16 protein-coding genes are annotated in these 23132 nt (G+C 35.9%); 7 read left to right on the top strand and 9 right to left on the bottom strand.

Translation table 11 applies throughout. The features are described from left to right. Positions 1–7 precede the first annotated feature (7 nt). Positions 8–3019, bottom strand: coding sequence for a TonB-dependent receptor domain-containing protein (locus R1X58_RS05035; protein WP_240572262.1), 3012 nt, complete (start codon positions 3017–3019; stop codon positions 8–10). 239 nt (positions 3020–3258) lie between these two features. On the opposite strand from R1X58_RS05035, the gene R1X58_RS05030 reads away from it, so the two are divergent. The 4 genes from R1X58_RS05030 (at position 3259) to R1X58_RS05015 (ending at position 6653) form a co-directional block, all read left to right on the top strand. Beyond that, positions 3259–4299, top strand: coding sequence for a sensor histidine kinase (locus R1X58_RS05030; RefSeq protein ID WP_240572261.1), 1041 nt, complete (start codon positions 3259–3261; stop codon positions 4297–4299). Continuing rightward, positions 4296–5018: a LytR/AlgR family response regulator transcription factor gene (locus R1X58_RS05025; protein WP_240572260.1), complete on the top strand. Its 723-nt coding sequence runs from the start codon at positions 4296–4298 to the stop codon at positions 5016–5018. Before R1X58_RS05030 ends, R1X58_RS05025 begins: the two co-directional genes overlap by 4 nt. 11 nt (positions 5019–5029) lie before the next feature. Next, positions 5030–6127 carry an acyltransferase family protein gene (locus tag R1X58_RS05020; RefSeq protein WP_240572259.1) on the top strand — a complete coding sequence of 366 codons (1098 nt, stop codon included), beginning with the start codon at positions 5030–5032 and terminating at the stop codon, positions 6125–6127. Between the two features lie 85 nt (positions 6128–6212). Continuing rightward, positions 6213–6653: a LexA family protein gene (locus R1X58_RS05015; protein WP_240572258.1), complete on the top strand. Its 441-nt coding sequence runs from the start codon at positions 6213–6215 to the stop codon at positions 6651–6653. A gap of 77 nt (positions 6654–6730) precedes the next feature. Here R1X58_RS05015 and R1X58_RS05010 read toward each other — a convergent pair whose 3' ends face one another. The 8 genes from R1X58_RS05010 to R1X58_RS04975 all read right to left on the bottom strand — a co-directional run bounded on the left by R1X58_RS05010 (position 6731) and on the right by R1X58_RS04975 (position 20640). Further along, positions 6731–7024 (bottom strand): FoF1 ATP synthase subunit delta/epsilon, encoded by a 294-nt coding sequence (locus tag R1X58_RS05010; protein WP_188214463.1) that lies wholly within the window; start codon positions 7022–7024, stop codon positions 6731–6733. Between the two features lie 26 nt (positions 7025–7050). Then, positions 7051–8559, bottom strand: a complete 1509-nt coding sequence (atpD, locus tag R1X58_RS05005; protein WP_240572257.1) for a F0F1 ATP synthase subunit beta — start codon at positions 8557–8559, stop codon at positions 7051–7053. A 166-nt stretch (positions 8560–8725) separates the two neighbouring features. Further along, positions 8726–10261 (bottom strand): SGNH/GDSL hydrolase family protein, encoded by a 1536-nt coding sequence (locus R1X58_RS05000; protein WP_240572255.1) that lies wholly within the window; start codon positions 10259–10261, stop codon positions 8726–8728. 10 nt (positions 10262–10271) lie between these two features. Next, positions 10272–13055, bottom strand: coding sequence for a TonB-dependent receptor (locus R1X58_RS04995; RefSeq protein WP_240572254.1), 2784 nt, complete (start codon positions 13053–13055; stop codon positions 10272–10274). Positions 13056–13259: 204 nt separating this feature from the next. After that, complete coding sequence (locus R1X58_RS04990; protein WP_240572253.1) at positions 13260–16082, bottom strand: TonB-dependent receptor domain-containing protein; 2823 nt, start codon at positions 16080–16082, stop codon at positions 13260–13262. Positions 16083–16251: 169 nt separating this feature from the next. After that, positions 16252–18099 carry a glutamine--fructose-6-phosphate transaminase (isomerizing) gene (gene glmS, locus R1X58_RS04985; RefSeq protein ID WP_240572252.1) on the bottom strand — a complete coding sequence of 616 codons (1848 nt, stop codon included), beginning with the start codon at positions 18097–18099 and terminating at the stop codon, positions 16252–16254. A gap of 5 nt (positions 18100–18104) precedes the next feature. After that, positions 18105–19805, bottom strand: coding sequence for a DUF4270 domain-containing protein (locus R1X58_RS04980; protein WP_240572250.1), 1701 nt, complete (start codon positions 19803–19805; stop codon positions 18105–18107). Between the two features lie 28 nt (positions 19806–19833). Continuing rightward, positions 19834–20640 carry a glycogen/starch synthase gene (locus R1X58_RS04975; protein ID WP_240572249.1) on the bottom strand — a complete coding sequence of 269 codons (807 nt, stop codon included), beginning with the start codon at positions 20638–20640 and terminating at the stop codon, positions 19834–19836. A 257-nt stretch (positions 20641–20897) separates the two neighbouring features. Here R1X58_RS04975 and panC point away from each other — a divergent pair, with 257 nt between their 5' ends. The 3 genes from panC to R1X58_RS04960 are packed head-to-tail and all read left to right on the top strand — an operon-like array spanning position 20898 to position 23086. Continuing rightward, complete coding sequence (gene panC, locus R1X58_RS04970) at positions 20898–21749, top strand: pantoate--beta-alanine ligase (protein WP_240572247.1); 852 nt, start codon at positions 20898–20900, stop codon at positions 21747–21749. A 13-nt stretch (positions 21750–21762) separates the two neighbouring features. Next, positions 21763–22113 carry an aspartate 1-decarboxylase gene (gene panD / locus R1X58_RS04965; RefSeq protein WP_188214471.1) on the top strand — a complete coding sequence of 117 codons (351 nt, stop codon included), beginning with the start codon at positions 21763–21765 and terminating at the stop codon, positions 22111–22113. 13 nt (positions 22114–22126) lie between these two features. Beyond that, positions 22127–23086 carry a lysylphosphatidylglycerol synthase transmembrane domain-containing protein gene (locus tag R1X58_RS04960; protein WP_240572246.1) on the top strand — a complete coding sequence of 320 codons (960 nt, stop codon included), beginning with the start codon at positions 22127–22129 and terminating at the stop codon, positions 23084–23086. Positions 23087–23132 lie beyond the last annotated feature (46 nt).

Raw genomic sequence — 23132 nt, 5'->3', positions numbered from 1 at the left:
GTTAAGTTTAGAATGTTAGATTAAGATTCAGACCAACACTTCTAGTTGAAGGAAGTGCTAAAACATCGACTCCTTGTAAGGCATTACCGGTACTAATCGATAAATTCGGGTCGTGCGGAGCATCTTTATAGAAGAAAAACAAGTTGTTTCCAACTATAGAAGCTTTAGCTTTTGATAAGAATGAATTTTCTCCTAATTTGAAATTATACCCAAGTGAAAATTCGGCAAGTCTTACGTTTGTTGCGCTATAAACATATTCTCCTGTGAAACCATTTCTACCAGAAACTTTCCCGTAATATTCTTGAGCCGTCATTGTTGTTGCCGTACCATCTATTTGTACATTAACATTGTTATTTGCTGTTTCTCTGGCAGAGTTATTACTGAATCCTTCAACAATAGCTTCGGTCATGCTCATGGTTTCTCCTCCAAATTTCCCATCAACTAAGAAATCAATTGAAAAGTTTTTAATTGAAAAAGAGTTGTTCCAGCCTAAAGTGAAGTCTGGATTGGCGTTTCCAACTTTTGTTAATCCGTCAATCGTGTTGTCGTCGTTTACCATAACGGCATCGCCTTCAATAATTGGTAAACCTTCATCGTTTCTTCTTACTACTTGGGCGTAGATGTCACCAAATGAACCGCCTTCTACTAAATAAGAACCAAACGTGTTAACGCCTTTTTGGGATAAGGTAAAGAATTCAGGTTCAATTAAACCTTCTAAAACCTGACCGTTATAAATTTTCTCAATTTTATTTTTGTTAGAAGCAAAGTTTATAGAAGTATTCCATGAGATGTTATCGTTTTGAACTGGAATAGCAAAAACTGTAGCTTCAAAACCTTTATTTGAGATTTCACCGGAATTTAAGTAGGCTTGCGGAGCACCTATAATAGCAACAGATGTTGAAAAGGCATAATATTGATCTGAAGTTTTAGTATTATAGTAACCTAAATCGATACCAAATCTGTTATTAGCAAATTTCCATTCGGTACCAATCTCAAAAGATTTTTGTCTTTCAGGTTTAGGTGTTGATCCAGGGAACGGTCTAATAGGTTCGTTTGGATCTACACCACCACCTCCAAATATAATTTGACGTTGTGGGTTAATTTGATCGGCAGCAAACCCATTTCCTACTTCGGCATACGATCCTCTTAATTTTGCAAAAGAGATACTTTCTGGTAATTCAAATATTTCGCTTAATACTCCTGTTAAACCAACTGAAGGGTAAAGGAATGAGTTGTTTTCTTTTGGAAGTGTAGAAGTCCAGTCGTTTCTCGCGGTTAAATCAATAAAGAATTTGTCGTTAAACCCAACGGTTGCACTTGCAAAAACAGAATTAACTCTGGTTTCTAAAGAATTTTGAGTAAAATTAACAGAAGGATTTCCGTTAAAGTTTTGGAAAGCAAATACATTAGCAAATTGTAAACCACCGTTGGTACCTGAGTCTCCAACAAACGATTCGGTAGTTGTTCTTGTTGTACTTGTACCAATAATAGCACTTAAACTTATGGTTTCGTTAAAAGTTGTATTTATGTTTGCGATAAAATCGCCATAGTATTGTGTGAAATCACTAGAGTTATAAATGTATCTACCATTTTCTGGGGCTAAGGTTGCATCGGTTGTTGCATAAATTTTTCTTTCAAATTCATACATCGATTTGTCGTAAGTTCCTCTGGTTTGAAAAGATAACCAGTAGTTAACTTCGTAATTTAAAGATAATGAAGAAATTAATTTTTTATTAGTGTCTTCAGAAGCATTGCGATTAAGGATCCAGTATGGGTTTTGTTCAATGTCTGAAGTTGCTCTAAACCAACGTTGAGACATAATGTTTCTATTCGCATCGTAGCTTTCAAAATCTGAATAGTCTGAAAGTTTTTCAGTGTCAGATTCAAAACCATAAACCCCCACTAATGGGTTGTAGTATAACCCTGAGATTGGTCTGTTTGTAATGTTTTGTGTTGATGCCATTACACTGGCATTCACGGTTAATTTGTCGTCGAAAAGTTTGGCTGTTTCTCGAACATTAAATGTATGTTGTTTTAAATTGTTTTCAGGCAAAATTCCTGAGGCGAAAGAGTTACTGTATGAAAAATAGGTTTGCGCCTTATCTGTTCCTCCGGAAATAGAAAGTGAATTTATATTTGTATATCCAGTGTTAAAAAAGTCGTCATTATTATTCTGAGCTTCATTATTGAATTCCATAGAATAGGCTGCGCTGTCAACAGTTAAATTCGTAGAGAAATCGGTTTTGAAGTTTCCAGAACGTCCTTTCTTGGTGGTAATTAATATAACACCATTAAGTCCGGCACTACCATAAAGTGCAGAAGCAGAAGCTCCTTTCAATACAGTTAACGATTCGATATCGTCTGGGTTAATAAGCGATAAGGCATCACCACCGTCTCTATTTCCTCCGTCAATATCTCCAAAAGATAAAGTAGGTTGACTAGCGGTTGGGTTCGATAAAGGAATACCATCGACCACATATAATGGTTGGTTATTTCCAATAGAAGAATTTCCACGAAGTGTAACCTTTACAGACCCTCCAACTCCAGAGCTACTTCTGGTTATGGAAACACCAGAAACTTTACCCGATAAGCTGTTAATAGGGTTAGTTTGTTTTGATTTGTTTAACTCGTCAGCATTAATGTCTTGTGCTGCGTATGTTAACGATTCGCGGGTTTTTTTAATACCCAAAGCAGTAACTACAACTTCAGCAAGTTGTTCGTTGTCTTCTGCTAATTGCACATTGATAGTGTTTGAATCGGCAACAGTTACCTTTTCAGTTGTCATTCCTAAAAATGAAAAGGTTAATACATCACCGGTTTTTGCCATAATGGTGTATTTTCCATCAAAATCGGTAAGTGTACCGGTAGTTGTGCCTTGAATAATTACGTTACCTCCGGCAATAGGCATGCCGTCTGCTTTTGAGGTAACAATTCCTTTAATTTCCTTTTCCTGAGCAAACAGTTGTATGCTGAAGAATAAGAAGGAAAACAAGAGTGTCGTTTTTAAGTAATACTTCATAATTTGAATTGTTTAGTCTTGTTATTTGCTATCAATGTTATTTATTATAAAAATTGTTTTAAAAAAAAATATCTGAACTACATCATTTTACACACAGAAGACAGATAACTATCGATAAGTGATTTTGCGAATATAAACTCTTAATGAAATTATTGTTAATTAATTATTATATTCTTAAAATTGCTTCACATAGTTTAAGCCTTTTGTCGATTTTTTAATAATAATTTAAACCAATACTCTTGATTAGACTTCAGATAAAGAATACCATTTCACTTAAATATCACGTGCTTTTTTGGTTAGTTTACTTCATGTTTAATGTCGTAAGGTGGGGGAGCTACTTTAATGATTACTGGTATTCTATCAAGTCTAACCTTGTAGAATTTCCTATTCACATCATTGTGGTTTACATAAATATTTACTACCTAATCCCCAGATTAATTTTAAAGCGACGGTATTTAACTTATGTGCTAAGTCTGATTTTTATGTTGGCCATGGTGTATCTGGTAAGAACAGGCTTAAATTATGTTTTAGTGACCAAAGATATTTGGCCTGAGGCTGGTGGTACGGGCGAGTTTATGCAGCTTAATCATATTATAGCCGTTGTATTAGGAGAACTTTATGTGATTGGGTTTGTGTCTGCAATAAAACTGGTTATTGACTGGAGTCTGGAAAAGCGCCGTAATGAAAAGTTGGCAAAGCTTCAATTAAGTACCGAATTGAAATACTTACGAACCCAGATACAACCCCATTTCTTTTTTAATACTTTAAATAATTTATATGCGCTTACATTGAAAAAGTCTGATAGTGCGCCACAAATGGTGATTAAAATATCAGATCTTATGCAATACGTGTTGTATGAAGTGAATAGTTCCAAGGCTGATTTATTAGAGGAAATCAATCATATTAATACCTATATTGATGTCGAACGTTTACGTTTTAATGAGCGTGTAGAATGTGAGATGGATATTATTGGCGATATTGAAGATGTTACCGTGCCACCCTTGCTTTTTTTGACGTTCATCGAAAATTGTTTCAAACACGGATTAAAAGGTTGCGAAAACGTAAGGGTAAACATGAGTTTTGAAGTACTTAATAAAGACTATTTAGAATTTAAACTGTCGAATACTTTTAATGCCAAATCTAGTATAAACAATAATCAAGGTATTGGTATTGCCAATACCAAACGCAGGTTAAGCTTATTGTTTAATAGTGATTATGAGTTTAAAACTATTGTAGAAAACAATGTGTATAACCTGTACTTAAAAATACCTATTCGATGAAAATAAAATGTGTAATCATTGATGATGAAGCCTTGGCTATTGAGGTGATTGAAGATCATTTAAAGAACTTCGATCATATTGAAATTGTCGGAACTTTTACCAATCCTTTGAAAGCCTATGGTGTTTTAGAGCAGGAAAAAATTGATGTGGTTTTCCTCGATATTAATATGCCACAGCTTAACGGTTTTGCATTTATCGAAAATCTCAGCTATAAACCTCACATTGTTATTACAACAGCGTACAGGGAATACGCCGTAAAGAGTTTTGAACTTGATGTTTTAGACTATCTTGTAAAGCCAATTCCTTTTAATCGATTTTTAAAAACCATTAATAAAGTCTATCAGCAGGTATATTTAAATAGTTCTTCATCTGATATAGGATTTCAGCAGGAACCGCATTTATTTTTAAAGGTGGGTAAGAAATTAGTTAAGGTGAATTTGAATGATATTTTATATATAGAAAGCTTAAAAGATTATATTAAAGTCATTACTACTTTGGGTGATTACGTGGTACATAAATCTTTGACGGCGATTTCGGAAGAATTACCACAATCCAATTTTCTGCGTGTGCATCGTTCCTATACCATTTCAATAAATAAAGTAAATTCGGTTGAAGGTAATATGGTAGAAATTTCAAATAGAAAGATTCCTATTGGAAGAAATTATGTGAAAATTACACGAGAACGCATTTTAAATACTGTTGAAGATTCTGAAAATTAAAGTGTTTTAAAATGTCTGCAAGCCAAAGAATTCAATCAGTAGATTTGTTGAGAGGTGTGACCATTGTTGCCATGATTTTAGTTAATAATCCGGGTACTTGGTCTAGTGTTTACGCTCCTTTGTTACATGCCGAATGGCACGGATTAACACCAACCGATCTTGTGTTTCCTTTCTTTTTATTTATTGTGGGAATATCGATTTACTATGCTTATAAAAATAAGAAAGGTAATATTCAGACCTATAAAAAGATTGGTATACGAAGTTTAAAGTTAATAGCTTTAGGGCTTTTTTTAAGGGCATTTATGCCAACGTTTCCTTTTATTCAGAGTTGGGAAAGCTTCCGTTTTATGGGTGTTTTACAGCGTATTGGTATTGTGTTTTTTATTACAGCAGTTTTGTATTTAAATTATAATTGGAAAGTCCTTTTAGGTATTGCACTTGGTATTTTGTTAAGTTATTGGTTGTTATTGGGATTTGTACCATTGCCAAATGGTATGGCTCCAAGCTTTGATAAAGTTGCCAATAATTGGTCGATGTACATTGATTCAATAGTTTTAGGAGGCCACATGTGGAAACCTGATTATGATCCTGAAGGCATATTGGGAACGGTATCAGCAATAGCAACATGTTTACTTGGCGTGCTAATTGGTAAGGTTCTAGATAAACCTATAGAGCGAAAAGCTTCAATATTAGTAGCAATAGGGTTATTGTTTTTGGTTGTAGGTTATGTATTTAGTTTGTGGTTCCCAATAAATAAAGCGTTGTGGAGTAGCAGTTTTGTATTGGTTACCGCTGGCTATGCTACAGTTATTTTGGCAATTATTTATTATATAGTAGATGTGAAACATTGGCATTTTGGTAGAGTTTTCAAAAAGGTTGGTATGAATGCCATAACTATTTATTTTCTATCAGGATTTATAGCAAAAAGTTTTTATTTAATTCCTGTAGGAGAACATTCCAATATTCATTCCTGGTTGTATTCAACGTTTTTTCAATATGATTTTTTAGAGGCTAAATTAGCATCATTATGTTATGCTCTAGTAGTTGTTTTGTTCTATTTAGCGCTAGGAAATTACTTGTATAAAAAAGGTATTTTTATCAAGGTTTAAGGACTGTTTTTCATTTTGTTGTGAATGTTGTAGTGCAAGTCAATTAAATCATTTAAATGTGTATATTTGAGGGAAATGCATGGTTATGATAGTAAACGATTCTAATAGCTTAACTTTTTTTACACCCGAAGCATCAGGCGAACTTGGTGCAATATTTTTTGATACAGGAATTTCTTGTGGATTTCCGGCGCCGGCAGAAGATTTTAGCGAACAACGGTTATCTTTAGATAAAGAGTTGGTTAGAAATAGGGAAACAACCTTTTTTGCCCGTGTTAGTGGACAAAGTATGATAGGAGCAGGATTAGAAGATAACGACTTACTTGTTATTGACCGTAGCCTTGAACCTCAAAATAACCGAATAGCCGTTTGTTTTTTAGACGGTGAATTTACAGTAAAGCGATTACGCGTAGAGCAGGGCGAAGTGTGGTTAAAACCCGAAAACCCAAATTACCCGATTATTAAAATTACAGATGAGAATGAATTTATTATCTGGGGTATCGTCACCAATGTGATTAAGAAAGTGTAACATTCTTCAAAAGATTTATAAAACAAAAAACGCGAAACATTTAGTTTCGCGTTTTTTTATTCTGAATAAAGGAAGGTTTAGTCAACTAAAACAATCACTTTATTATCTTTCATTTCAACAGTACCAGATTTGATTTTTAAGGTTAAAACTTTGTCATCATCATGGTGAGGATTAACTTCAGAATGTAACGCATCAAAAACCAGGTGGCTTTGTGTATGTGTATGAATTTTAATGGTTCCTTCAGTTAAAATAGACACGATTGCGGCGTGGTCATTTAAAATCTGAAACTCACCATTAATACCAGGTAATGCTACAGAATCAACTTCTGAGTTAAATAGGGTAGCTTCTGGTGATACAATTTCTAAATTCATAATGTTTTATAATTTTCTATTGAATATTAAGCTTCAGCTAACATTTTCTCTCCAGCCTCGATTGCTTCTTCAATAGTTCCTTTAAGGTTGAACGCTGCTTCTGGTAAGTGATCTAATTCACCATCCATAATCATGTTAAATCCTTTAATAGTTTCTTTAATATCTACTAACACCCCAGGGATACCAGTAAACTGCTCTGCTACGTGGAATGGTTGAGATAAGAAACGTTGAACACGTCTAGCACGAGATACAGCTAATTTATCTTCTTCAGATAACTCCTCCATACCAAGGATAGCAATAATATCTTGTAATTCTTTGTAACGTTGTAATAACTCTTTTACACGTTGTGCACAGTCGTAGTGCTCTTTTCCTAAAATATCAGCAGTTAAGATACGAGAAGTAGAATCTAATGGATCTACCGCAGGATAAATACCTAACTCGGCAATTTTACGAGATAATACGGTTGTTGCATCTAAGTGGGCGAAAGTTGTAGCAGGCGCCGGGTCAGTTAAATCATCCGCAGGTACGTAAACCGCCTGTACAGATGTAATCGATCCTTTTTTAGTTGAAGTAATACGCTCTTGCATCGCACCCATCTCTGTTGCTAATGTTGGTTGGTAACCTACTGCAGAAGGCATACGACCTAATAATGCAGATACCTCAGAACCAGCTTGTGTAAAACGGAAGATGTTATCTACGAAGAAAAGTACGTCTTTTCCTTGTCCGTCTCCAGCACCATCACGGAAATATTCAGCAATTGTTAAACCAGATAAGGCAACACGTGCACGTGCTCCTGGTGGCTCATTCATTTGTCCGAATACGAATGTTGCTTTAGATTCTTTCATTTTAGATTTATCAACTTTAGATAAATCCCATCCTCCAGCTTCCATAGAGTGCATAAAGTCTTCACCGTAACGGATAATTCCAGACTCTAACATCTCTCTTAAAAGGTCGTTTCCTTCACGAGTTCTCTCACCTACACCAGCAAATACTGATAAACCACCGTGACCTTTTGCAATATTGTTAATTAACTCCTGAATTAATACTGTTTTACCTACACCGGCACCACCAAATAATCCAATTTTACCTCCTTTTGCGTAAGGCTCAATTAAGTCGATTACTTTAATACCTGTAAATAAAACTTCAGTAGAAGTAGATAAATCTTCGAATTTTGGTGCTTCTCTGTGAATTGGTAAACCAGCTTCACCAGCTTTTGGTAAATTTCCAAGACCGTCGATGGCATCACCAATTACATTGAATAAACGTCCGTAAACATCATCTCCAATCGGCATTTGTATAGGTGCTCCAGTTGCAACAACCTCAGTTCCTCTGCTTAAACCATCAGAAGAATCCATAGCAATTGTACGTACGGTGTCTTCACCAATGTGAGACTGTACTTCTAATACTAATGTAGAACCATCAGCTTTCTTAATTTCTAATGAATCATAAATTTTTGGAAGTTCTGAACCAGCTCCAAACTCAACGTCGATAACCGGACCTACTATTTGTGCAACTTTACCTGTAACTTTAGACATTACTTATATGTTTAATATTATGCGTTTTAATTCAATGAAAACACTTCTAGTTTTCGGCTGCAAAGATAATTTTTTTAATTTAAAAAGAAAGTTGTTTTTTCAGGTTTTTTAGAATAAAAAAACACCCTCATTTTGAAGGTGTTAAATTTTATTATTAAAAGTCTTGTTATTGCAGTGTTGGCGAATAATTCGTTGGGTAATTTCCTATATCAACCAATTGTCCTGAATCTACAAAATTGGAATTGTAGGTCGCATCTATAGCTTTCATAAATTCGTTAGCTAAATAAGCATAACCTCTGGCAGTTAAATGCACCCCATCTAAAGAAAAGGCTCCACCAACAACTAAATTAGAGGTTAAAGTATAATCTCCACTTGTTACACCGCCATTTGCCAATTGATTTAGTATAGAATTGGTATCTACCATTGCTAATCCGGCTTGTTGTCTTACATTATCAATAATGGCATTAAAGGTTGAAGTTGCCGTAGCTATTTCTTCTTGTTCTTCAGGTGTTAAAACCCATTTATCGGCTAAAGGAATGGCAACTCCATTAACGGTTTGGGGATTTCCAGGAACAGCTTCGGTACCTATAAACGTTGAAGCCGTTAGCACTAATAAGTCATCGGCAGTTGCCTGTCTCATGCTTACTAAAGCTGGATTTAAACCCGTTAAATCAGTTAAGTATTCATCCATAATAACTACTGCATTGGTTGTGTCAGCTTCAAATGTTATGGTTCTTTTAGCAATTTCAGCATCTGCTGCATCCTGGGTCATTAAACCATTTCCAACGAGATAAGCAAATGCTTGAATAATACCCGCATTGTAAGCACCGTAAGCCGATGTACTATTTAAGTAAGTTGCAGTTGCAGCATCTAATGGAATTGGATTGTGAGGTACTGTTGTAAAGTGTGGAATACTGATCACATCGGGAATATTAGCCACAACACCTTTTGCTCCTTGTGAGGTTAGTGTTGCAATAATAGCTCCGTAAGTTTGAGTAAACCCAACGCCTATAGCGCCATCTAATGGTGTAATTGGATTGCTACCATCTCCTCCAGATAAGGCATAGCCTAAAACATCGTTATTTCCTATCCACAAAGAAAAGAATGTCGGCGATTGTGCCATAGCATCACCCAATACAGTAGCTGAGGTACTCGATGCCATTCGTACAAAATATGGATTGGCTGTCATTGGGTCTGTTAGTAACCCTGAAGGATTTCCTAAGCCATCATATAATAAATGATAGGATTTTGCTCCCGGCACCCCCATATTATTAAATGGCCCTGTTGGATTATTTAATGCTAAATCTGTTGAAACGTTTATAGAACCAATTACAGATTCTAAAGAAGCAGGACCTGAGCCGTTAAAAACTAAACGAGGATCTGCTATTCGGGTACCTCCGTAAGCTAATCCGCCGTAATTATCGTTCATTAAAGGTTGTTTAAATTCACCTCCTCCAGCTAATGCAAATTTTGAAGCCAGGATATTGGGAATTGAATTTTCCTGAGCGGCAATAAACAGAGCGTTATCGGTATAACCAGCCGTAAGTGAATTTCCTAAAGATACATAAGTTGAAAAATCGGCTGTTCCTGAGGTTAATGCCGGAAGAATAACTTCTGCTTCTTCACGGTTAACATCTTCCAAATCGTTACAAGCTGTAAGCCCGGTTGTAATTAATAACAGGGCAATATATTTTAATTTCATGATTTTCATTTTATAAGTTATTAATTACCCACGAAGCGTAGAACATAGACCCGATGTAACCCGTACCAAAGGCGGTATAATATTCTTTGCCTGTTAGGTTTGTTCCTCCTATTTTAAACTGAGATTTTAACTTAGGAACCGTATAACTAATTTGAGCATCTAACACATTAAATTCCGGAATGGCTCCATTTCCGAAGGTTGCTTCCCAATAGTAATCATCACTAAATCTATAAGAGATATTGAATCCTAAGTTTTTAATAACTTCCGGATTACCAAATGAAGCTTTGAATTTATGCTCTGGCGTATTGAAGAACGTAGTGAAGTCTGGATATTTACTTTGATCGAAATCTAATTTAGCATAGGTGTAACTTCCGCTTAAATCGTAATTACCAAAAAGTTTAGTCGATACACTTATAGATGCTCCATATGAATTAACATTAGCAGGCGAATTGGTATATGTGCTATAGGCCTGGAAGTCACTATTCGAAATTGCAGCTACTGATAAGCCTCCATCTCCCACAGTTCCATAGTAAGGAGAAACCACAACTTCTTGTGAAAGGAAGTCTTTGTAAGAGTTGTAATAAGCACTAAAGTCGATTACGAAATTGTTTATTTTTCCACGATAACCAATTTCACCTGAAGTTACTTTTTCAGGTTTAACAAGTTCTGGATTAGAAATTTCTAAAACACTTGGGTCTCCGGTTTCGCCTAATAAGGCAACTGAGCTTGATGTGTAAGAGTTGTTATAAGCGACAGCTCCTGTTTGGGTAATGGTTGCAGGTTGTCCGTACAGAGTTTGGCCTGTGGCGCTAACATTATAGGTTCTTGACCATCGGTCTAAATTCTCTGGTGCCGATCCTACCAAGATGGCACGTCCGGCATCAAGTCCGATGAACAAATCCTGAGTAGTTGGATTTCTAAACCCAGTTTGAACGGAGGCTCTAATGTTGTGGTCTTTATTAATCGTTAAACCTGCTGAAAGTCTTGGAGAATAAAATCCATCGAAAAATTCGGATTTATCATAACGAATAGACCCGGTTAATTTCAGATTTAAGCTTTCATTTAAATCAAAGGCTTTCTGAATTTGGGTGTAAATACCATATTCTGAGTAATCAATTGTTCCGTCGGTGTCAGTATAAATAGTTCCGAAGGAGTTTAAACTGTATTTTCTGTATGAACCACCAACCTGAATTTCAGCCCAGTCTATCAAATGGCTAAAGTTGTAATTGGCATCGGTATGGTAATATTCTGAGGCATCCTGGAATTTTGATCCGGTAGATAAATCAGGGTCATTAATACTTTTGTTAAACGCTGCGATGTATTGTGGAGTTCCAGGAAGGTAACGTCCTGTATCTGCAACAGACCTAGCCATAGCATGTGCCTGTTCTTCGGTAGCGCCACCAAGAGTTGCCTGAACAAAAGTTCCCGCATATTCACCAAACCAGGTTTCATCGTCCTTCCATGCACGGTTAATGTTTATTCCGGTAAATACCATGTCGTAAGAGTCTCCCGCTTTATCGGTTACAACATAGGTTCTAACGAAAAAATTATCGTTTTTAACTTCTAATTTATGTTGTTGTTGAAAGAAACCATCAATATAGTAGCGATTAGTGCCCTGATACAAGGTTGTTCCTGTACCTACTTTTCCAACATACTGAATTTCGAAATCGTTAGCCCAAGGTCTGAAATATAGTCCCCAGTCCGCTTTAACACTCTCAGCATTATAATCGGTCAAATACTTTTCGTTATATCCTGTTCTACTAACATCTACTGAAGGCACAAGGGCATTAGCGCCACTTGGTAAAATACCTAAGCCTTCTAAAGCAACGGCGACTTCTTTTATATTCGTAGAAACTTCATCACCATAAACATTAATACCATCGTAATTTGGATTTAGTCTGGTACCTCCAGGTGTCATTTTATCAGCTTCACTGGTTGCAGCCCAGTCTGTACCTTTTAAATATCCGAAATTCACTTTTGCAGCAAAGTGTTCTGTGAATTTATGAGCAGCTCTAAAACTAACATCAGTATATGGGTTGTCACCTGCGGCTTTTTGCGAAGTGATACCGCGTTTTACTGAAGCACTAATACCGTGGTGTTTAAACGGATTTTTACTTCTCATGAATAAAATACCGTTGAAGGCATTTGCTCCGTAAAGTGCCGAAGAGGCACCAGGAAGTAGCTCAACGCTTTCCACATCAGTTTCAGTCATTCCCACTAAATTTCCTATAGGGAAGTTTAAGGCAGGAGTGGAGTTGTCCATACCGTCTACCAATTGCATAAAGCGGTTGTTGGCAAACGTGGCAAAACCTCTTGTATTAACCGATTTAAAGGTTAAACTATTGGTGTTGATATCAACGCCTTTTAGATTTTCAAGGCCATCATAAAAATCAACAGATGTTGTATTCTTGATATCTCTTAACCCAAAACGCTCCACGGTAACGGGCGATTCAAAAATACGTTCAGGAGTTCGCGATGCTGAAATAACCACTTCATCTAATGAGGTTCCTTCTTTTAATATGAAGGTAATTATTTGCCCGTCTTTTGTTATTTCTTCTGTAGCCGTATCAAAACCAACACTACTGGCCTGTACTTTAAACGGCGGAGTCATATTTACAGTTAAACTGAAATTTCCATCAAAATCACTCACGGTTCCTGTAGAGGTTCCTACAACCACCACGTTCGCTCCTGGAAGCGGAAGGTTGTTATCATCCTTAACAATACCGGAAATTTTTGTTTGTGCATTGGATACAAAACACCATAGCAACAACAAGACAGGGAGAATTGTTTTCATTTAAAATTAGTTAAGTTTTAGTTTAGTAAGACACAAAAATCAATTGCGTATTGATAAAAATATAAAAAATTATGCATGCATAGTATATTTTGCAAAAAAAATCATGAAATTTTATCTATTCCATAATAGCTGTCGGAAAAATATAAAAAAAGCGCCAAAAGTAATTTTATTTTTGGCGCTTTTTATCTAAAATTTTACACTAATTTATAAATTGTTGATTGTCCACGAAATAAAGTATTGTTGCCCGATAAAACCTGTACCCACAGCACTTTGATATTCTTTTCCTCCTAAATTGGTTCCACCAATTTTAAAAATTGATTTTATAGCAGGTATGGTGTAATTTATTTGAGCATCGATAACAGTTCTTGAAGGTATGATGGCGTTGGCTATATTGGCTTGCCATAGGTATTCGTCACTCCAACGTCCGTTAACTTGAAATCCAAAGTTTTTAAAAAGATTGGGATTACCTAATGATAGTTTTACCTTATGTTCAGGGGTGTTGAATCCAGCACTGAAATCCGGATCTGAGGATTGATCGAAGTCGAATTTAGTAAAGTTATAACTTGCGCTTAATTTAAAATCTTTGGCTATTCGTGTTGATAACCCTATAATGGCGCCATAAGAACTGATGTCTGCAGATGAATTTGTATTCAATTGAAATATAGTATAATTTCCTGAAGCTATATCGGCAATACCGCTTAAATCACTAGTTGAACCTGAATTTGGAGTTATGACTACTTTCTCGGCAAGGAAATTGTCGTAATTGTTATAATAAGCACTAAAATCGATATCTACAGGGCCGATTGTACCGCGGTAACCAAGATCGAATGCCTTTACTTTTTCTGGCTCTACAAGCGGGGTTATTCCTGTTTTGTTTACTGGTTCTATGGGAGAAGCGCCTTGCGATGCGGCAAAAGCCAGAAAGGAAGCTAGCGAGTAGGAACCGGAATAGGCATCTCTGGCCGTTAAGTTAGTGTTTGGTAAGTTTCTATCTAGATTAGCTGGAGCACCTCCAACCAAAAGAACATCACCAACATTAAGTCCAATAAAAAGGGATTGCGTATGCGGGTTTCTAAAGCCCGTTTGAAAAGATGCTCTAATATTATGGTTTTTGTTGGCTCCTGCAAAATAAACTAAGGATACTCTGGGCGATAAATTCGCATCAAAAAATTCATTTTTGTCATAGCGAATCGAGGCTGTAACTTTTAATCGGTCATCAGCTAGTTTTTTTATCCCCTGAATATAAGCACCGTATTCATCGTACTTAATTGGACCATCATAATCTGTGAAAATAGTTCCTTGAGAATTCAATGCATACTGTCTGGCAGAACCACCTATTTGTAAATCCACAACATCCTTTAAAAGACTACTAAAGTTATAATTACCTTCAACAACATACATTTTAGAATTGTCTATAAATTTAGAACCAGTATTAACATCTGGATCTGACGTTATTTGATTAAACAGGGTTTTAAATTGGGGGGTTCCTGGTTGTATGGTTACTAATTGATCGGCAGCATTTCTGGAAGCGAAGTGTAATTGCTCCTGAATAGTTGGATCAAATGGATTGCCTCCACTTGCCTGAACTTGAGCCGCTCCTTGAAGGTAAGCACCGGCGTAGGTACCAAACCATTCTTCGGCGCCAACCTTATTCATATTAAGTCCTGTAAAAAACATATCATAAGAATCGCCAGCTTTTTCACTGGTTGTGTACCCTCTTAAAAAGAAATTATCGTTTTTAATTTCCAGTCGATGTTGCTGAATAAAGAAGTTTTTTAGCTGATACCTATTGCCACCCTGAAAAATGGTATTACCTCGACCTAATCTGGAATTCCAGATAATTTCTAAATCGTCAGCAAGAGGTCTGTAATGTAAAGCAAAGTCTGCTTTTAAACTATTGGCATTATAATCTGTTAAATCTTGCTCTCTGTATCCTGTTCTGGCAACATTGTCTTCAGGAACTAGCATAGATGAACCTATAGGGAACAGAAAACCTTCATAAGCTTGAACCAGTTCTTTTAAATTCATTCCCAGGGCAGCACCTAATGAAATTTCATCTCCATATATATTTAATCCGTCATGGGCGGGACTTGATCTAAAGGGGGAAATATTATCAGGTGTACCAACTAGACCTCTAGTATATTCATTATAATCTGTAGCATACCAATCGGTGCCTTTTAAAAATGAAAAGGAAGCTTTTCCGGCAAATTTATCACTGAATTTGTGAGCTGCTCTTATTCCGAAATCTCTGTAAGTGTTGTCGCCTGCTGCGTCTTGCGAAGTAATGCCTTGTTTGTAATAAGCACTAATGCCTTCAAAATTAAAAGGATTTTTACTGGTCATGAATAAAATGCCATTAAATGCATTGGCGCCGTATAAGGCGGAAGAAGCACCCGGGAGTAACTCTACACTGTGTACATCGAGCTCGTTCATACCAACAAGATTCCCCATAACAAAGTTGAGGGCTGGAGAGGCATTATCCATGCCGTCTATGAGTTGTACAAACCGGTTATTTGCGAAAGTTGCAAAACCACGCGTATTAACAGAGTTGAAAGTTAAACTACCATGATTGATATCAACACCTTTTAAATTTTCAAGACTGGTATAGAAATTTGGTGTTGCTGTACTTACTCTAATGTCTGTCGCGTCAAAAATTTCAATAGGCACTGGTGATTCCCGAACACTTTCTGGTTTTCTAGAGCCATAAACGACCGTGTCATCTAGGTCGGTTCCTTCGTCTAATATGAAATTAATAATTTGATTATCATTTAAAACTTGAATTGAAAGAGTTTTGTAACCTATTCGACTCGCTGAAAGATTAAAAGGAGGTGTTATATCCACTGTTAAAATGAAATGACCTTCCGTATCGGTATAGGTTCCATAAATAGAATTTTCAATAATAATATGTGCATCAATAAGTGGTTGGTTATTGGAGTCTACAACCGATCCTGAAATGGTGGTTTGCGCAAGTAATATTGCGCTAAATAGCATAATAAAAAGAGAGATGGTTTTGTTTAGAGTCTTCATAATAGCCGATTTTAGATTTTTACTAAAATTAAGTTTAGGCTATGTATGAGGTGTCCGAAATGATATCTGATAGATAAATTAGTACATGTTTTTAGTTGTTCTGATAAAAAGAAAAGCGCCAAAATTCATTTTGAACTTTGGCGCTTTTTATAATGTGTTCTTATTTTATTTATTCAACAGTAACCGATTTTGCTAAGTTTCTAGGTTGATCTACATTTTTGCCTAGTAATACCGCAATATGGTATGATAAAAGCTGAAGGGGAATAGTCGTTAATAATGGAGATAACGATTCTAAGGTTTCCGGAACTTCAATCACGTGATCGGCAAGGGCTCTTACCTGTTCATCGCCTTCAGTAACAATACCAATAATTTTTCCTTTTCTTGATTTAATCTCCTGAATGTTACTCACTACTTTTTCGTAATGCCCTTTTTTTGTTGCAATGACAATGATTGGCATGTTTTCGTCAATTAAGGCGATTGGACCATGTTTCATTTCGGCTGCCGGATAACCTTCAGCATGTATATATGAAATCTCCTTAAGTTTTAAGGCGCCTTCAAGTGCTACCGGGAAATTGTACCCGCGACCTAAATATAAACAGTTGCGAGAATCTTTATATAAATCTGAAATCTCTCTAATATGAGCATCGGCTTCTAAAGCTTTTTCCACCTTTTTAGGAATCATTTCTAGTTCTAATAAATGCTGACGGAATTCAGAACTACTAATAGTTCCTTTAGCTCTTGCTAACCTTAATGCCATTAGTGTTAATACAGTAATTTGGGTTGTAAAAGCTTTGGTTGAAGCTACTCCAATTTCTGGTCCCGCATGCGTGTAAGCACCTGCATGAGTTTCGCGAGCAATAGAAGATCCAACCACATTACAAACACCAAAAACAAATGCGCCTTTAGACTTGGCAAGTTTTATAGCAGCTAATGTATCGGCAGTTTCACCAGATTGTGAGATGGCGATAACAATATCGTTCTCGTTAATGATGGGATTTCTGTATCTAAACTCTGAAGCATATTCTACTTCAACCGGAATTCTTGCTAAATCTTCAAAAATATATTCAGCAACTAAACCAGCGTGCCACGACGTGCCACAAGCTACAATTATGATTCTGTTAGCATTAAGGAATTTCTTCATGTTATCCTCAACACCTGCCATTTTAATAATAGCTTCGTTTCTTAACAATCTACCCCGATAGGTATCGGTAATGGCTTTAGGTTGCTCGTGAATTTCTTTTAACATGAAATGCTCGTAACCCCCTTTTTCTATTTGCTCAAGATTTAGTTTTAATTCCTGAATATATGGATCGACTAAAGAATCGTCTTTAATTTTTCTGACTTTAATCTCACGATGCAGTCTCACAATAGCCATTTCTTCATCTTCCAGGTAAATGGCGTTTTTAGTGTATTCTAAAAATGGAGAGGCATCGCTGGCGATAAAGAATTCGTCTTCACCAACACCAACCGTTAATGGACTTCCTAATCGCGCAATAACAATTTCATCCGGGTTGTTTTGGTCAAAGACAGCAATAGCGTAAGCTCCGATAACCTGATTTAATGCAATCTGTACTGCCTTACCAAGTTTTACATCTTCTTGCTTTTGAATGTCTTCAATAAGATTGATTAAAACTTCGGTATCAGTATCCGATTTAAAGGTATAGCCTCTGGAGATTAATTCTTTCTTAAGCGATTCGTAATTTTCAATAATTCCGTTATGAATTATCGCCAGATTTCCTGAGTTTGATACATGAGGATGAGAATTGACATCGTTTGGGACACCATGCGTTGCCCAACGCGTATGACCAATTCCAATGTTTCCAAATGTGTTGTTTTCGTTTTTACAACGTTCTTCTAAATCGGAAACTTTCCCTTTTGTTTTAGATATTCTAAGGTTATCACCATCATAAAGCGCTACCCCAGCACTATCGTATCCTCTATATTCAAGGCGTTTTAAGCCTTCAATAATGATAGGATAGGCTTCACGCTTGCCTATATATCCTACAATTCCACACATAAATCTTATTCCTTAGGTTCAGTGAAAAATACTTCTAATTTCATTTTTACAGTTTCAGAAACATTATCGTTCGTTCCGTGTAAAATAGTCCCTCTTGGTGTAATAATGGAAGTAGCTGGCACATTTGTTACTTCGCTACCTTCACTATTTAATATTTTAGCATTTGTGGTTGAGTTTACATTAGTCGATAAAACCAAACCAACTTTCGTATTTGTTGAATCTCTTAATAAAATATTATTCAAATGTTCTGTGATGCGGATTTTGTATTTAGCTTGTCCGTTTTCGTCGTTTTCTCTGCGTTGCCCTAAATGTACAACAATAGAATTGAAAGGATCTGCTGTATTAGAAATTGGATCTACAGAATAGTCAATTAAAGGGATGTTGTTGTTAACATCATAAGCGTATAGGCGATCGTATTTGTGGAAATCTTCATCTCCTCCGGTATTCATACTCTGGTCTTCATAAACGATTAATTGCGCATCGTTAATTAGACGTTGTAAAATATAGTTGCCTCTTTCGTCTTTTTTGTATTCTCCGTTTTCAAGTAAAACTCTGTGGTTGTCAATGAATGTTTTTAAATCTTCATCTGTTGGGAATAAATCTACAACAGCCATGGAGCCTTCTGTACCCTTTAAATATAATTTATCATCCCCTTCTGTTGAGTTGCCATCCGCAAGAGTTTGTAAATTATAGTTGTTGATGAATGTATTTAAACGTTTACCAGAAAAACTAAGAGTATAAGTGCTGTTAGACGTCGTTGTTGTCGCATTATCACCAGTTCCTGTTGTGGTATTATACGAATAGTAAATAACGATATTAGCATCTGAAGAAGCTAAGTTTAGCATAAGCATATGTCCATCAGCAGAGACAGTTTCAGCTTTAAAGTATAATCCTCTGAAATAGTTTTTAAAGGCACTTGCATTTGAAAGCACGTCATTATCTTCTTGATCAATGATGTGTGATTGCCAAAAATCTGTATCTAACTTTACGCGAAACGAAGGCGCTAAATTGGTGCTTGAAGTTACTTCATTATCTTCATCTCTAGTAACCAATAGAATTCTCTTGGCACTTGGTATAAATGAAGGAATTGCTAAGATAGTATCAGTCGTGTATTTATGGTCATCAAAATTAATTGTAGACGATCCGTTTAAAGCAAAATTATCAGTAACATTTATTTCACCATCTGCTTTTGAATAGTAATACTGAACGTCGCCTAGCTCTGCCGTTGGGTCAAAATCTCTTAAGAAATATTCATTTTTAAAAACGGTTAATTTAATAGGAGCTTCGGCATTGCCATATAAAGAGTCGCCAATGGTATATTCGTTTAACCCTTCGTCGTCTAGACCTGTAATTCTGCTGTAGTAAGGAATGGTCATCACTACAGAATCAATAACGGTATCGTCACCAAAATCCGGACTGTAACTAGAAGGTGTAACCTGTGTTACTATACTTGCTGTGGTTTGACCAAAAGCAGGATCGTTAAAAACACCAAGAAGGTTAGATGTTAATCCATCAATTTGTAACGAGTTTAATTTTTTGTTATATGCTAGTATGGGTAAGGACTCTCTATTGGTTTGAAAGTTGGTATTGTCATCTCCAAGTACATCACTTTCTACAGAAGCAAAGTCTTTATCGCAAGCGAAAAAGGATGACATGATTACTGAACAAACTGCACAAAATTTAAGGGCGCTAATGGTCTTTTTCATATATAGTTTTGAAAGAATATTTGGTTACTTATAACACGTGTTCATTAAAGAATGTTGTGTAAGCGGTGCCAAATTCATCTTTTGGTTTGTATTCTAAAGTAGGTTTGTTCGATGCGTCTACATAGGCTTTTAAATCTGCAGGAATTTCCTCAGATCCAATAATAAGCGCATCAGAATAATCAACAGCTACTTTCATTAAATTCACGTACGAAGGCTCTTCAAGCACTTTGATGGCATCTTCGTTAATATTGTCAAATTTAACTTTATTAACCATATCTTCATTTAATGAATTGTTAAAACTTTGGCTGTAAACCGAGGTTACAATCTTACTTTCATTAAATAAAGGCTCATCTTTATAGTACTCTTTCAGATAGATTGGTAATAGGGATGCTAGCCAACCGTGAACGTGAATAATATCTGGAGACCAGTTTAGTTTTTTAACAGTTTCGATAACGCCTTTGGCAAAAAAGATGGCACGTTCGTCGTTGTCAGGAAATAAGTTTCCGTCTTCATCGGTCAACGTTGCTTTTCTTTTAAAATATTCGTCGTTATCAATAAAATACACCTGGATTCGCTCTTTTGGTATCGATGCTACTTTGATAATAAGTGGCATGTCTAAATCGTTAATCACTAAATTGATACCAGAAAGTCTTATAACTTCATGTAATTGATGTCTTCTCTCGTTAATGTTGCCGTATCGTGGCATAAAAATCCTTATTTGCCCACCTTGTTGATTGACTAATCTTGGTGCTTCAAAAGACATTGAAGAAATTTCGGTTTCCGGTAAATAAGGCACTACTTCAGATGATACATACAATATCCTCTTATCTTTCATGTGTTTTTATTTATTGCTTTATAAGTACTTAATTGTGTTAAAAAGGGACTAGCCTAAATAACTTTTATTTTTGGTTTATTGTTAGTGGCCTAAAGCAACAATAATGCGGTATTCCTGCGATTTTAGAAATACAATTTACTTGTTTTAATAGGGCGCTGCTTTTTTTAATTCAAAATAAAAAACACGCAAAAGTACAAAAATTTATGCAGATTGCTTGTAAAATCTTAAGTTTGCACCCGCTAAATTTAAATCGAACCGTGGAAGTTTATTCAGAAAAACAACAAATTACGAAAGTATTAAGTGCTTTTAAAGACCAAAACTTAAGCATTGGTATGGTGCCAACTATGGGAGCCTTACACCAAGGGCATTTGGCATTGGTAGAAAAGGCATTACAGGATAATGACAAGGTTGTTGTTAGTATTTTTGTGAACCCGACACAGTTTGATAATAAAGACGATTTACAGAAATACCCAAGAACATTAGAACGTGATGTAGGACTGTTAGAGGGTGTAAGTAAAGATGATATCTTGGTTTATGCACCAACAGTTGAAGATGTTTACGATGGAAAACTTGAAGCCGAGCATTTTGATTATGACGGATTGGAACATGAAATGGAAGGACGTTTTCGTGATGGACATTTTGATGGCGTTGGAACCATAGTGAAGCGTTTATTTGAAATTGCAAAACCGGATAACGCTTATTTTGGAGAAAAAGATTTTCAGCAGTTACAAATTGTAAAAAAACTGGTTGAAAAATATAATATACCTGTAAATATTGTGGGTTGCGATATTTTCAGAGAAGATTCTGGTTTAGCGATGAGTTCTCGAAATACACGTTTAAAGCCGGAATATCTTGAGGTAGCGCCTTTTATATACAAAACTTTAACAGCTGCCAAAGATCATTTTGGTACAAAAGGTGCTGAAGAGGTGACACAATGGGTTGAAAATGAGTTTAAAAGTCAGGAGTTGTTAGAATTGGAATATTTTATCATCGCCGATGTTGTAACTCTTAAAACCGTAACAGAAAAAGAAAATAACAAACAATACAGAGCGTTTATTGCAGTATATGCAGATGATATCAGACTGATTGACAATATTGCTCTAAATTAATTACCTTTGCCACATGCAAATTCAAGTCGTAAAATCTAAGATTCACAGAGTTAAGTGTACCGGTGCGGAACTTAATTACATTGGTAGTATTACTATTGATGAGGATTTAATGGAAGCTGCCAATATTATACAAGGCGAAAAAGTTCAAATTGTAAATAACGACAATGGTGAGCGTTTGGAAACGTATTGTATTCCTGGTCCTCGTAATAGTGGAGAAATTACCCTTAACGGTGCAGCAGCCCGTAAAGTGGCGGTAGGAGATACGTTAATTCTTATCACTTACGCTATTATGGATTACGAAGAAGCTAAAACCTTTAAGCCTTCTTTAGTATTCCCAGATGAAGCAACAAACTTATTAAAATAAAATATTCAATTATTTGAAGCTGAAGATAACTAAGGTCTTAAAAGTAGTACTTCCTTTATTGTTGGGGGTGTTTTTAGTCTGGTATTCATTATCTAAAGTTTCAATAGATGAAATATTTCAATACCTAAAAGAATCTGATTATGTTTGGATTCTTTTAGGTGTTTTTTTAGGGCTTCTAAGTCATATGTCCAGAGCGTATCGCTGGAGGTTTCAGTTAGATCCCATGGGATATCATGTTCGGTATGCGAATAGTTTTATGGCGGTGTTTGCTACCTATTTAATAAATTATACCATTCCCAGAGCCGGCGAAGTAGCTCGTGCTTCAATTCTTTCAAATTACGAAGACGTCCCGTTCGAAAAAGGGTTTGGAACCATTGTCGCCGAACGTATTGCCGATTTAATTGTTATGATGGGAATCATTGTAATAACCCTTTTTCTACAATTCGATTTTATTTACGGATTTTTTATTGAACGATTAGATCCTGTGAAAATAGGTGGTTTAGCCGTCGTTGGAATTTTAGGGTTACTACTGTTCTTTAATTATTTAAAGCGAAGCGATTCCAAATTTGCTCAAAAAATAAGAACCTTTGTTTCTGGTTTATTGGAAGGTTTACTGAGTATTTTTAAAATGAAGAAAAAGTGGGCTTTCATTTTTCATACCCTGTTTATCTGGGCGATGTACGTGCTCATGTTTTATGTCACGTCGTTTGCAATTCCCGATTTAAAAGGTATTTCTTTAGGAGTTGTTTTAGTAGGTTTTATTTCTGCAAGTTTTAGCATAGCAGCCACAAACGGTGGCATTGGGTCTTACCCATTGGCGGTTTATGCAGCTTTTTCATTATTTGGAATTGCTGAAGAACCTAGTATTGCATTTGGGTGGATTATGTGGGCTTCTCAAACCCTTATGATTATCATTTTTGGAGGTCTTTCATTAATTTATTTACCAATCTACAACCGAAAAAACAAAGGCTAACTCGTTTTGTAGTTGTAGTTTATTTCATAACTTGCCCTAATAAATC

The sequence above is a fragment of the Aestuariibaculum lutulentum genome (assembly GCF_032926325.1).
Taxonomy (GTDB): Bacteria; Bacteroidota; Bacteroidia; order Flavobacteriales; family Flavobacteriaceae; genus Aestuariibaculum; species Aestuariibaculum lutulentum.
This window is presented reverse-complemented; position numbering and strand designations above follow the sequence as displayed.